The 12,295-nt window shown below is 59.0% G+C and carries 12 protein-coding genes; 9 read left to right on the top strand and 3 right to left on the bottom strand.

The annotated features are described in order from the left end of the window. The 3 genes from AC4PS6_RS23685 to AC4PS6_RS23695 all read right to left on the bottom strand — a co-directional run. On the bottom strand, positions 1 to 3,617 hold a 3,617-nt coding region (locus AC4PS6_RS23685), incomplete at its 3' end, for a DUF6531 domain-containing protein (RefSeq protein ID WP_492181026.1). Positions 3,618 to 3,752: 135 nt separating this feature from the next. Then, a complete protein-coding gene (locus tag AC4PS6_RS23690; protein WP_103451861.1) occupies positions 3,753 to 4,133 on the bottom strand; it encodes a MerR family transcriptional regulator in 381 nt (126 codons plus the stop codon). Next, positions 4,072 to 4,716 (bottom strand): NAD(P)H-dependent oxidoreductase, encoded by a 645-nt coding sequence (locus tag AC4PS6_RS23695; RefSeq protein WP_014720117.1) that lies wholly within the window; start codon positions 4,714 to 4,716, stop codon positions 4,072 to 4,074. The genes AC4PS6_RS23690 and AC4PS6_RS23695 overlap by 62 nt, the downstream gene beginning before the upstream one ends. 174 nt (positions 4,717 to 4,890) lie before the next feature. On the opposite strand from AC4PS6_RS23695, the gene AC4PS6_RS23700 reads away from it, so the two are divergent. The 9 genes from AC4PS6_RS23700 (at position 4,891) to AC4PS6_RS23740 (ending at position 12,269) form a co-directional block, all read left to right on the top strand. Next, positions 4,891 to 5,922 carry a PDDEXK nuclease domain-containing protein gene (locus AC4PS6_RS23700; protein ID WP_038451653.1) on the top strand — a complete coding sequence of 344 codons (1,032 nt, stop codon included), beginning with the start codon at positions 4,891 to 4,893 and terminating at the stop codon, positions 5,920 to 5,922. A gap of 228 nt (positions 5,923 to 6,150) precedes the next feature. Next, a complete protein-coding gene (locus AC4PS6_RS23705; protein WP_019818839.1) occupies positions 6,151 to 6,732 on the top strand; it encodes a YjfI family protein in 582 nt (193 codons plus the stop codon). Positions 6,733 to 6,750: 18 nt separating this feature from the next. Continuing rightward, positions 6,751 to 7,449, top strand: a complete 699-nt coding sequence (locus AC4PS6_RS23710; protein WP_014720114.1) for a PspA/IM30 family protein — start codon at positions 6,751 to 6,753, stop codon at positions 7,447 to 7,449. A 151-nt stretch (positions 7,450 to 7,600) separates the two neighbouring features. After that, positions 7,601 to 8,161: a rhomboid family intramembrane serine protease gene (locus AC4PS6_RS23715; protein WP_336827058.1), complete on the top strand. Its 561-nt coding sequence runs from the start codon at positions 7,601 to 7,603 to the stop codon at positions 8,159 to 8,161. 72 nt (positions 8,162 to 8,233) lie between these two features. Then, complete coding sequence (locus AC4PS6_RS23720; protein WP_019818834.1) at positions 8,234 to 9,268, top strand: ion channel; 1,035 nt, start codon at positions 8,234 to 8,236, stop codon at positions 9,266 to 9,268. Then, the gene (locus AC4PS6_RS23725; RefSeq protein WP_020302431.1) at positions 9,255 to 9,929 is read left to right on the top strand and encodes a DUF2491 family protein; all 675 of its coding nucleotides are present in this window, start codon (positions 9,255 to 9,257) and stop codon (positions 9,927 to 9,929) included. The genes AC4PS6_RS23720 and AC4PS6_RS23725 overlap by 14 nt, the downstream gene beginning before the upstream one ends. A gap of 16 nt (positions 9,930 to 9,945) precedes the next feature. Beyond that, a complete protein-coding gene (locus AC4PS6_RS23730) occupies positions 9,946 to 10,374 on the top strand; it encodes a DUF350 domain-containing protein (RefSeq protein ID WP_003194539.1) in 429 nt (142 codons plus the stop codon). An 18-nt stretch (positions 10,375 to 10,392) separates the two neighbouring features. Next, entirely contained in the window at positions 10,393 to 11,100 is a 708-nt protein-coding gene (locus AC4PS6_RS23735) for a DUF1190 domain-containing protein (protein WP_014720111.1), read from the top strand. A gap of 11 nt (positions 11,101 to 11,111) precedes the next feature. Further along, on the top strand, positions 11,112 to 12,269 hold the full coding sequence (locus AC4PS6_RS23740) for a glutathionylspermidine synthase family protein (protein WP_014720110.1): 1,158 nt from the start codon (positions 11,112 to 11,114) through the stop codon (positions 12,267 to 12,269). Positions 12,270 to 12,295 lie beyond the last annotated feature (26 nt).

Here is a 12,295-nt window from a genome sequence, read left to right on the forward strand (position 1 = left end):
TGGCCCTTGCCGCGTCGTTCGCGGATGAGGTTGCCGAAGGCGTCATAGTCATAGTGGCGGTCACCCTGGATCACCAGACGGTTAGCGGCCACGATGTCTGGCCCTGGGCGGTCTTGCATCAGCAAGTTGCCCGCCGGGTTGTGGGCGAAGCGTTCCTGTACGTCCTGCGAGTGATCGGCGCGAGTCAGGCGGGCGAGGGGGTCGTAGTGGTAGCGGTGTTCGCCTTTGCGGGTGTCGAGCAGGCGGGTGAGGTTGCCGGATTTGTCGTAGTCGTACTGGCGTTGGTAAAAATGGTTTTGCTGTTGGGTTACCGCATGGGCGTGTAGGCGGCTCTGGTCATCGTAGTGGTAGTGGCTGAGCAGTTGGCCTTGCTGGCGCTGGTGTTCGCGGCCGCTCTTGAACAGATGTGAGGTGAGTACTTCACCGTTGAGTTCGACCGTGGCGAGGTGGCCGCCTTTGTTGTGGTTGAAAGTGACGCGGTTGTTGTCTGGCAGGCACAGGTTTTTCAGCTGGCCGCAGGCGTCGTAGCCGTAGCGCAGGGTGCCCCAGCCTTGGTGTTCGGCGGTGAGGCGGTTTTGGCGGTCGTATTCGTAGGCCAGCGCCCAGTGGCCGTCTTCGGCGCTGAGGAGGTTGCCTTGGCGGTCGTAGGTATAGTCGACAACGCTGGCATCGGGCAGGGTTTTTTGTACGAGGCGCCCGGCGTGGTCGCGCTGATAACGGGTGATTAGCTGACTGTTATCGTCGCCGTATTCGGTCTTCTCCAGCAGGTTGCCGTTGAGGTCGTAGGCATACGCGGTGCGCTGGCCGTCGAAGCCGGTTTCCTGGCGGATCAGGCCGTTGGGGTGATAGTCGAGTTGGTAGGTTTCGCCGGCTTCGTTTTCGATCTCGGTGAGCAGCAGCCGGGCGTTGTCGTAGCGGTACTTGACTTGGGTGCCGTCGGCGTTGAGGCGGCGGCTGATCAGGTGCAGGCCGTCGGCGTATTCGTAGCGGGTGACGTGGCCGAGTTCGTCGCGTTCTGCGATGATTTTGCCGTAGGGGTTGTAGCTGAATTCTCGTGTGGCGCCGCCTGGCAAGACGAGGCGAATCAACCTACCGACGCTGTCCCATTCATAAACGGTCTGCGCGCCATGTTCATCTTCACGGGCAATCTGTCGCCCCAGATCGTCATAGCGATAACGCTTGATCCCACCATTGGGCAATTGCTCTTCCAGCAACTGCCCCCGCTCATTCCACACCAGCCGATGGCAACTATGATCCGGGTACCAAACCCCGGTCAGTTGCCCGTGTTTGTTGTAGCTGTAATCGGTAACCTCGCCGTCAGGATCGATCCTGCGCGTAACATCGCCTTGCTCATTACGCTCATATTTCCAGGCCGCCTCACCACGGCGCACAACTCGTACGAACCCATTGTCATGCTCGTAGGATGTCGGCTCATCCTCCCCCGGAAACAGCGCCACCAAGCGTCCGGCGTCGTCATATTGATAGGCCGTCACCGCGCCCATCGGGTCTTGCTCGACGGTCAGCCGGCCCTGGTCGTCGTAGGATTTGAAATGCGTGGCACCATCCGGATCAATCCTCTGTACCAGCCGCGCCCGCTGATCATGGACATACACTTCCTGGCTACCATCGGCGTTATGCACGGTGACGCGCCCGTCATCGCCCCAGGCATAACGCGTGTCCATCTGCGAAAAACTCGCCCAATGCCGAACGCAGCGCGCCGCCTTGCCAGCGTGTTCCCATTCCCAATAGAAACTCGCGCCTCCGGCCAACTGCCGCTCGAGAATGACGTGCTGATCGTCGTACCGATAACGCTCGCTTTCCCCGACAGCATTGGTCGCGCAGACCAGTCGTCCGTGTTCGTCATAGGCGTAGGAAACAAGGTTCTGCTCGGTCTCCCACACGTAGGGCTCACGCCCTTTGGCGCGATGAACCTGGTAGTCCACCGCGACGATACGGTCCAGTTCATAGCGCAGCAGCAGCGAACGGCCACAACCGTTATCCAACCGCTCAATTCGCCCGGAATGATCACGGCAAATGCGCAGGCGGTTGTCATACGCATCACTGATCGAGACCAGGACACCATCGCGAAAGTGATAAAACCGTGACGCCTGGGCCAACACCAGTTCATCAGGCGCCGAGCCCAGGTAGATCGCCGCTTCGGCCAGGCTGTTGGTGATCGCCGGTCGAGCAGCCGTGGGCAAGGGCAGGGTAGTCGAGCGGTTCTCATGATCGGTCCACACCACCGAATCGCCCGATACAGCAAGCCTGTGCGCCAGCGCATGACTCCAGCCAAACCCCAACCCACAATCCACTTCCACCGCACTGGTGCGATAAATCCGCGTCCACTCAAACGGCAAGATCCCATCCAGCGTGCCATCGGTGAGGGTCAGCAATTCCTCCCCAGTGACCATCGACACCGGGCAGCCGTTAGTAACCGTCTTGTCCGCAGGCGCCGCCGCATCCCCCTTCGGATTCGAAGCCACGACAGGCACATCATCCACACGCTCTTTCTGCTTCAGCACCGCGTTCTGCCGCGCCTTCCAGCGCATCTGCATCGTGCCTTGCTTCAGTCCACCCACCACCCCGCGAACCGCCACCGCCTTGTAACGGTCAACCGCCTGCATGAACTTCTTGAGAATCGCCAGCACACCCTTCACGAAGCCTACGGCAGCCTCAAGAATCCACGCGCCGTACTTGACCAGGCGCAAGCTCAAATACGCCACGCCCGCCGCTGGCAACGCGATGGTTAACACTGAGCCAATCACCAGATCAATCAGCAGCGACACCATAAAACTGGCGGCTGCCTGCGCAACTTCACTGGGCGGTAACGCGTCCAGCCAGACCATGGCGGTGCGCAGTAACAGGTACAGCGCCGCTTCATCACTGGCGAGCAACATCGCCTGTTCCATGACCTTGGGCGCATCGGTGGCGATCTGCGCCAACTTGGCCGCTTCGTTACCCAGTTGCTCAACGTACTTCAGCGGGTCTTCAAGCATCGCCTGCACCAGCTTGATGCTGTCCCACACATCTGTGATCGCTGCCCAACTGCCCGCCAGCACGCCGCTGCCAATCGCGCTGGCAGTAGAGCGTTCCCAGTGGGGTTTGAAGTCTTTCCACTGTGACCGAAGCCACTGTTCCAAGTCCGCCGTCAGCCCGTCATAGGAGGCAAACAAGGCGTCCACTTGCTGCGCTGAAACACCGCCCTGAACCCGTACCTGATAGCGCCCCCCAGCGGCGCAGTAGTGCGAACCCTTGCCGTGCTCATCGAGCATCACCACCGTGGAGCTGCCGTCATCCAGGCCGATCACCTCAACCTGGATATCGCCAATCGGTACGTCATACGCTGATTCGAATTTGCTCTCGATCTCCAGCACGCCACCCACCGGGCAACGGGCTACGGTGGAAAAATCTGCATCGGTAATGCTCACCGAACGCTGCGAATCCCCAATCCGCAACACCCTGTCCATGCCTAGCAACGACGGCATATCCGCTGCATGGCTTACTGATTCCAGCGCACGCGAATACCAGGCGCCCATCTGCTGGCGGTACTCCACCAGGCTCTGATGGAAGCCATCCAGCTCATGTTCGATAGCGGCAATGTGGGCAGCGTGGGTCATCCATGACGTCTCGACAGAAGGCAAGGCGTCGGAGTCTGCCGCAGCGAAAAGCGGCTGGATGAACGGTTTGGAAAATCAGATTGCCCTTACACGGGGCTCGCAAAAGTCAGCGGCAACTCATGCGTAAGGGCTACTTCAAATGGCGACACTACTGATTGACGAGCATTGCCCTTGGGCGTCTTTCAGTTGGGCTTCAAACTCAATCAAGCCCGCCTGCATCCGTTGCAACACGGCGATTTGCGCAGCCAGCGCGTGCTTCTTGTTGGCGATGGCTTGGTCCGCCCTGTCCCAGGGAAAGGCGTCACCGTCGTACCCCAGCAAAATCTCCTGCAACTCCTTGAGTTTGAACCCGAGCTGCTGGGCGCATTTGATAAAGGTCAGTCGCTCTACGCTCCGCGCCGTATAAACCCGATAGCCACCAAGGCGTTGCGGCTCGGGCATCAATCCAATCGCCTCATAGTGACGAATCGCCTTGATGGTCGTGCCGGACAACTGCGCGGCTTTGCCGATGTACATGAAAACTCCCTTTTTCAAATAGTGCGCCGGCCTGTTTCAGCCACTTGGCCCGCTGCGTCAGCGAAGAGCCCAGCACCGGCCCCAACAGCAGCGTCTTGCTCGTCGCGATGCCGCACAGCGCCAGCGTGGTGCGCCGCATTTGGTGGATGGCCGGCATGCGATAAACCCAGCGGTAATACCACGGCGGCGTGTCGAGGGTCACTAACAAGTGCGCGGTTCGGCCCTTTAGCAGCTTGTCTGGGAATGCCTTGCCTGCGCGGTACTTGAAGGCAAAGCCGGGGAGGAAAACGCGGTCGATAAAGCCCTTCATCAGTGCCGGGATACCGCCCCACCAGACAGGGAAAACCCAGGCCAGATGCTCGGCCCAAAGGATGTCGGCTTGGGCGCTGAGCAAGTCAGGTTCCAGCGCTTGAACCTGGGTGTAAGCATGATGAAGGATGGGGTCGAACCTGAGATCACCCAGGCGCAGGACGCGGACTTCGTGACCGGCCGTTTTAGCAGCGTGGATATAAGTGTGCGCGAGGGCGGAACAAAAGCTATCGGCGGACGGGTGGCCGAGAATGACCAGAATGCGCTGACTCATGGTGATAAGTTCTGAGAAAAGGGCATTCAGGGTAGGGGGTGCCGTATAGGGGAGAGTCAAGTGCCAGCAGGACCTTTCTGTGAGGTACGCAGGACCCTTCCTGAACTGTTCTCGAATGCTTGTGACGGTACTGTCGGCTGGCTAGCCTGCCGAAAACACCAGAGTAAAAAAGGCATGAGCGAAACTTCTATCGGGTTGATCGCGCCTCCTGAGGGCTACGGCGATTGGCTGACAGACCTCAAGGGCCGTATCCATCAGGCGCAACAGCGCGCATCAATTGCCGTTAATCGTGAGCTGGTGCTGCTCTACTGGCAGCTCGGTCACGATATTTTGGCGCGTCAGCACGCTCAAGGTTGGGGTAGTAAAGTGATCGACCGCCTTGCGCAAGATCTGCGGGCGGCCTTTCCTGACATCAAGGGTTTTTCGCCGCGCAATCTGAAATACATGCGTGCTTTTGCCGAGGCGTGGCCGGATTCGGAATTTGTGCAACAGGCTGCTGCACAATTGCCTTGGGGCCACAACGTGGTGCTGCTCGATAAGCTTCCCGGCCCCGAAACTCGTCGTTGGTACATCATCCAGGCCTTAAAACATAACTGGTCGCGCAACACACTGGTGATGCACATTGAAAATCGCCTGCTGGAGCGCAGTGGCAAGGCCGTCAGCAACTTCGAAAGCCATCTGCCCAAAGCGCAATCCGACCTGGCGCGCGAATCCCTCAAAGACCCGTACCGCTTTGATTTCCTCAGCCTGGGCCAGAATGCACAAGAGCGCGAAATCGAAAACGCCCTGATCAAGCATGTCACTGACTTCTTGTTGGAGTTGGGCGCAGGTTTTGCCTTCGTTGGCCGGCAAGTGCTGCTGAATGTAGGCGGCGATGAGTTCTTCATTGACCTGTTGTTCTATCACCTGAAGCTGCGTTGCTATGTGGTGATCGAACTCAAGGCAGGCAAGTTCAAGCCCGAGCATCTGGGCAAATTGAGCTTCTATCTTGCGGCGGTGGATGCCGAGATAAAGCACCCACAGGATGGCCCGACTATCGGCCTCTTGTTGTGCAAGGGTAAAAATGAAGTGGTGGCTGAATACGCACTGCGCGATAACAACCGGCCTATTGGTGTGGCGCAATATCAACTGATGGAGTCTTTGCCAGCCGAACTGCAATCGAGCTTGCCTAGCATCGAGCAAATCGAGCGAGAGTTGGCGGGGTAGGCTGGGTCTTTTCGGTGGCTGAAAAATGTAAGGAAAAATCTCACGCGTGAGCTATTGAGTACCTTGCGGATTGCCTGTAGATTTTCTCACGCGTGAGTTTTTCACAGCGAGGTCAGTACCATGAACAGCAGCTCTCCATCGAGCCCATCAACTGGGCCCGATACCGATTCAACAAGCCTCAAGGGAGAGCGCTTGAAGCCGTCCGCAAAAAAGCCGTCGAGCTTTTACATGAAGCAGATGCGTGCGGGGCTGGCGGCGGCCGGTTATGTGAAACACGAGACTTGGGTGCTTCCCGAAAACCGAAGCCTGCTCAAGCAAATGGAGAAACAGCTACGCCAACCGATCCTGGCTGGCTCATTCATGTCGGAGAATTTCATGAGCGCAGGTACTAACTGGAATATCGATCGTCTTTACAGTGCTCTTCAGGCGCTGGATGACGTGACGTCCAATGACATTACGCTTTCTCTCGTCCAAGGCTCCGAGTCCAGCATCAAGCTGGAAATGAACGACTTTGGTGGCTTGCCGATTTACATCGCGGTGGTGGGCGAGCAAATCATCGTGGATACCGTCCTGGTCGACGCCGAGTCCATCAACGACGTGCCGGCCTTCAATGACGCCGTGCTGCGCAGCCGGGAGATGTTCCCGTTGTCGTCGATCGGTATCGAGTCCATGCCGAACGGGCAGGTGGTTTACAACATGTTCGGTGCGCTCAGCTCCGACTCCAGCCTGACCAACATCGTGACCGAGGTGAAAACCCTGGTTGATAACGTGCAGCGCGCCAGCGAAGCCTTCGAACGTTTCTTCATTTAATTATTCGGGAAAAACCCAATGACTCAGTCCATCTGGAGCAAATTGTTCACCGCGTTGCGTGGCGGTGCCAGCGAAGTCGGCGAATCGATCGTCGACCAACAGGCCCTGCGCATCCTTGACCAGGAAATTCGCGATGCAGACAGCGCCTTGGCCAACGCCAAGCGTGAGCTGGTGAGCATCATGGCCAAGCACAAACTGGCGGCTGATCGTGTTGGCGAGTACGACGCCAAGATCAAAGACCTGGAATCCAAGGCGATGGCCGCTATCCAGGCCAACCGTGAAGACCTCGCCCTGGAAGTGGCCGAAGCCATTTCGACCCTGACCAACGAGCGGGACGTTGAGCAAAAGCAGACCACCGAGTTCGGTGGGTACGCTGAGAGCATGCGCAAAGACATCACCAAGGCCGAAAGCCGCATCAAAAGCCTGCGCCAGCAAGTGGACATGGCCAAGGCTCGCGACAGCGTGCAAAAGGCCCAGGTCAGTGCCTCCATTGCCAGCGGCGGTGCCAACGGCAAGCTGGAAACCGCCGTCGGTACGCTCAATCGCTTGCAGGCCAAACAGCAACAACGCGCCGCTGAGCTGCAAGCCCAGGATGAGCTGGCTGAAGCGTCGACGGGGACAGACCTGGAACGCAAACTGCGCGATGCCGGCATCACGCCGAACGAAGGCAGTGCCAATGCGATTCTGGAGCGTCTGAAGCAAAAGTCGGCTGAGTAATCAACGTAGGTCAGTTAAGCCTGCAACTCTGTGGGGAGGGAGCTTGCTCCCGCTGCGCAGCAGTCCTGTTTTTGGGGCCGCTTCGCGCCCCAGCGGGAGCAAGCTCCCTCGCCACAGTCGCAGTGCTCTTCTTTTGTATGTTGAGGTCAGGATGGACGCCTTGAAGGGTTTCAAGACAATCGCAGGCCTGGCCCTCTTCATGGTCGCGCTGCAACTGCTCAATGTGGTGACCGGTTACAGCCTCATGGCATTCGGGCTAATCCCGAGAACGATGCAGGGTCTGTTCGGCATCCTCACATCACCGTTTTTGCACGCCTCCTTCGCCCACCTGAGCGCCAACCTGATTGCCTTTGTGATCCTGGGTTCTCTGGTCATCATCGAAGGGGTCAACCGGTTCATCGCCGTCAGTGCCATCGTCATTCTGCTGGGCGGCTTGTTGGTCTGGCTGTTCGGTTTTTCAGGCGTACACGTCGGCGCCAGCGGCTGGGTGTTCGGGCTATGGGCCTATCTGCTGTCTCGCGCCTGGTTTCACAGAAGCTGGGGCAACCTGCTAACAGCCGCTGTTGTGGCTTTGCTGTATGGCGGACTGGTCGTGGGCTTCCTTCCGCGGCAGGGCGTTTCCTTCGAAGGGCATCTGTTTGGTGCGCTCGCCGGATTTATTGCAGCCAAGGTACTTCTATCCACGCCGCGCAGCGGGTTTAATGCCGGGTGAACGCACTTGAGCATCCAGACGCCGAGGCGATGCTGTCGTCAGGATTCAAGTACCCAGGGAGCCAGGGGCTAAATGTCGATTTTCCTACTGCTACGCATGTACGCCTCGTCCCTCTTTCATCGCTTCGGTTGGGCAGGCCTGATCGTTGCCTTGGGTGTCCACCTGAGCACCGCTTACCTGGGCCTGGTGTTGCTGGGCGAACAACACCTCACCGCTGCCGCCACGTTTATCTACTTCTATCTCACCACCACACTCACCGTCGGCTATGGCGACCTCGCGCCGCAGACGTCTGCTGGGCGAATTTTCGTGGCGGCCTGGGTCATGCTCGGGGGCATTGCGCTGCTCACGGCAGCCATCGGCAAAACCACCAGCAGTGTTATCGATGCATGGAGAAAAGGCATGAAGGGCAAAGGTGATTTCACCGGCAAGGTCGGCCATACCGTGTTGATCGGCTGGGAGGGCGCGTCCAGCGAGCGGGTGATTGAGTTGTTGCTGCAAGACGAAACCTCGAACGACAACCTGATCGTGATCTGCGATTGCAGCCTTGAAGAAAATCCGATGCCGGGCAAAGCAGCGTTCATCCGCGGCGAAAGCCTGTCTTCCACCGCGCTGTTGCTGCGTGCCGGTGTGCCCGGTGCCGAGCGTGTGCTGGTGCGAACCCCGTCTGACGACCTGACGCTGGCCACCGTGCTGGCGGTGAACCAACTGAGCCCCGTGGGGCATGTGGTCGCCCACTTCAACGAAAGTGAAATCGCTGCACTGGCCAGCTCCTACGCCCCGCGCCTGGAATGCACGTCCAGCATGGCGATCGAAATGCTGGTGCGCGCCTCTCAGGATCCGGGCTCGTCGGTGGTCATCAATGAGTTGCTGTGCGTGGGGCAGGGCGCCACCCAGTACCTGATGAAATTGCCCGACGCCTTTGAGGCAACGTTCGGCGAGCTGTACACGCAGATGAAGGAGCGCCACAACGCCACCCTCATTGGCTATCGCGCCAAAGGTGTTCAGCAGCCGTCGATCAACCCGCCCAGTGCCACAGCGGTCAAAGGCGGCGAACTCTTCTACATCGCTTCCACTCGCCTTAAGGAAATCTTTCATGGGATGGCTTAAACAGTTGATGGGGCTTGAGGCCCCAAAAGCCACTACCGACTCGAGTCGAACCGCCAGCCCAAGCCTGCCCGCCACCGGCCCTTTGGGCCTGGCGCCGGGCAAGGGCGTGATGTTTGACACGACTCTGAAATTGCTGCTCGATGAAAAAACCAACGTGGTGATCCCCGGCTCCCAGGAAATCTGGAGCAACGGCACCATCGACCTCGGCCAGTCCACCTGGCTGTCGCGCTATTACATGAACGACGAAGATTATTGGTTGCAGGTGCACACCACCGGCCAGATAGCGGGCCAGGTCGAGTCAGTGATTCTGTTCAACTACCTGAGTTACGTCACCATCAGCAGTGAAGCGGAACTGAGCAGGCTCGCGGGCCCACAAAGCCTGATCGGTCTGCCGACCTACACCCACGACGGCGTCGAGTTCTTCCGGGAGTGGGGCAGCGAAGATGGCCAGACCGAATTGGTGGCGATGAGCGAACAGGTCATCAGCCCAGAAGCCACCTACAGCGTCGAGCACCGTTCGATGCTATACGCCCGCGACACCGGCTTGACCGACCGCCGAGAGTTCCTGCTGTTCTCCGTCGAAGAAGATGCCGAAGGCACCATCAGCCTGAGCACATCCCTGGGCATTTCGCTGTACACCACCGACCTGACTACGCTCTAAAAAAAGGAAGCCGTCCATGCTAGAAGCACTCTCCATCTCCCTCAACAAAGCTGCGGTGCTCGGCTTTGTCCTCTACATCCTGGGGGCTGCGGTACTGTTCGCGCTGTTCCAGTTCATCTACACCCGCATCACCCCGCACAAGGAGTTCGAACTGATCCGTGCGGGCAACACCTCCGCAGCGGTCGCCCTGGGCGGTGCCATCGTCGGTTTCGCCATTCCGGCCAGCAATGTGATTGCCTACTCGATCAACGTTCTCGACTTCATCGTCTGGGCCGTGATCGCCGCCGTCGTCCAACTGCTGGCGTTCCTGCTGACCAGCCTGGTGCTCAAAGGCACGTCCGAGCGCATCAAGAAGGGCGAACTGGCGGCCGGTATCTACGTGGCCGCGGTGGCCATCAGCGTCGGCATGCTGAATGCCGCGTGCATGACGCCCACCTCGAACTGATTGCCCACGGAGCTCCCGATGAAACGAAGCAAGTACGTCCAGCTGTCGCTGGCAGCGTCGGTCGCCATGGCGATATCCGGCTGTGGCCCAACGGAAAAAACCTACGACCTGCAAAAGAAGTACAACTTCCAATCGGTACAGCAATGCGCCGATGAAAAACTTCCGGTAGACGTCTGCTCGGACGCCTACATGACGGCCATGGCCGAGCATCGCCGCATTGCGCCGGTGTATGACAGCCAGGCCGATTGCGACGCCGACTTTGTCGCTGACTGGTGCCAGCAAGACTCCACCGGCAAATTCATCCCGCGCTTGGGCGGTTTCGAACTGACCGCCGAAGGCCAGGTGACCCAATCCCAAGTCGACGCTGCCAATGCGCAAGCGGCCAACGCTCAGGCCAGCGGCGGCTCAGGCTTCTCCACCAGCAGCCTGCTGACCGGCTTGCTGATCGGCAACATGCTGAGCAACAACCGCAACAGCTACCGTTCGGAACCGGTGTACCGCTATCGCGATGATCGCGGCAACTACGGTAACTCGACGCTCAACCAACGCGTGTCCAATGGCGCGACCTTTGGCCGTTCCAACCAGGCCCGGTACGGCAGCAGCAATTACACCAGCACGCTGCGCTCTTCACCTAAGTCGAGCTCGGTTTCATCGGCCACCTCCCGCGGCGGCTTCGGCAGCAAAGCCAGCGCACGCAGCGGCTGGGGCGGCGGGTCGAGCAGCTAAGGAAACCGGCCATGAAGAAGATCCAATGCGCAGAGCGTCATGACTGGAAACACACCGCCGAGAGCCTCGGCTTCCTGTTCCATACCATCGACGGCGAACCCTACTGGGACGAAAGCGCGTACTACCAGTTCACGCTCAAGCAAATCGAGCGCGACCTCGAAGACCCGACCACCGAGCTCCATGACATGTGCATGGACCTCGTCGCCCGCGTGGTCCACAGCGAAGAACTGCTTGAACGCCTGAGCATCCCCGCGCCTTTCTACGACATGATCCGAACCTCATGGCTCGAAGGCCACCCGCACCTTTACGGGCGCATGGACTTCTCCTACAACGGCAGCGGGCCCGCCAAGTTGCTGGAGCTCAACTACGACACCCCCACCAGCCTCTACGAAGCAGCCGCGTTTCAGTGGGGCTGGCTGGAACAATGCATCGAACGCGGCCTGCTGCCCAAGCACGCCGACCAGTTCAATAGCATCGACACCAAACTGCACCAGGCCTTCGCGCAACTGCAGGTCAACCAGCCGTTCTACTTCGCCTCGATGAAAGACTCGATCGAAGACAAAGGCACCACCGACTACCTGCGCCTGGTCGCTGAAAAGGTCGGCATCGAATCGCGCCACATCGACATCGAAGACATCGGCCTGAACAGCGAAGGCCGCTTCGTCGACCTTGAAGATCGCTGGATTCCCCACCTGTTCAAACTGCACGCCTGGGAGTTCATCTTCCACGAACCCTTTGGTGCCGCGATTGCCCAGAGCGACACACAGTTCTTCGAGCCCGCGTGGAAATCCATTATTTCCAACAAAGGCATCCTGCCGCTGCTGTGGGAATTCAACAAAGGCCACCCCAACCTGCTCGCGTCCCACCTGGACACCGACCCAGGCAAAGCCGTGCCAAAAGGCTGGGTGCGCAAGCCGTTCTTCTCCCGTGAAGGCGCCAACATCGAACTGCAAACCGCCGAAGGCCTGACCGTAAAAGAAGACGGCCCCTACACGGATGCGCCCTTCATCCTTCAAGAGTTCGCACCGCTGCCAAAATTTGGTGACAGCTACACGCTGATCGGCTCTTGGGTCATTGGCGACCAGGCCGCCGGCATCGGTGTGCGCGAGGACAATAGCTTGATCACCAAGGATTCAAGCCGGTTTCTGCCGCACTTGATCCTGGATTAGGGACGTCTGACGGGTTCGTTCCCACG

This window comes from Pseudomonas sp. DW-iso17 (genome assembly GCF_058725345.1).

Coding starts and splice junctions, on each gene's coding strand:
- AC4PS6_RS23690 (WP_103451861.1), bottom strand. CDS start 4,133: ATGTACATCGGCAAAGCCGCGCAGTTGTCCGGCACGACCATCAAGGCG.
- AC4PS6_RS23695 (WP_014720117.1), bottom strand. CDS start 4,716: ATGAGTCAGCGCATTCTGGTCATTCTCGGCCACCCGTCCGCCGATAGC.
- AC4PS6_RS23700 (WP_038451653.1), top strand. CDS start 4,891: ATGAGCGAAACTTCTATCGGGTTGATCGCGCCTCCTGAGGGCTACGGC.
- AC4PS6_RS23705 (WP_019818839.1), top strand. CDS start 6,151: ATGAAGCAGATGCGTGCGGGGCTGGCGGCGGCCGGTTATGTGAAACAC.
- AC4PS6_RS23710 (WP_014720114.1), top strand. CDS start 6,751: ATGACTCAGTCCATCTGGAGCAAATTGTTCACCGCGTTGCGTGGCGGT.
- AC4PS6_RS23715 (WP_336827058.1), top strand. CDS start 7,601: ATGGACGCCTTGAAGGGTTTCAAGACAATCGCAGGCCTGGCCCTCTTC.
- AC4PS6_RS23720 (WP_019818834.1), top strand. CDS start 8,234: ATGTCGATTTTCCTACTGCTACGCATGTACGCCTCGTCCCTCTTTCAT.
- AC4PS6_RS23725 (WP_020302431.1), top strand. CDS start 9,255: ATGGGATGGCTTAAACAGTTGATGGGGCTTGAGGCCCCAAAAGCCACT.
- AC4PS6_RS23730 (WP_003194539.1), top strand. CDS start 9,946: ATGCTAGAAGCACTCTCCATCTCCCTCAACAAAGCTGCGGTGCTCGGC.
- AC4PS6_RS23735 (WP_014720111.1), top strand. CDS start 10,393: ATGAAACGAAGCAAGTACGTCCAGCTGTCGCTGGCAGCGTCGGTCGCC.
- AC4PS6_RS23740 (WP_014720110.1), top strand. CDS start 11,112: ATGAAGAAGATCCAATGCGCAGAGCGTCATGACTGGAAACACACCGCC.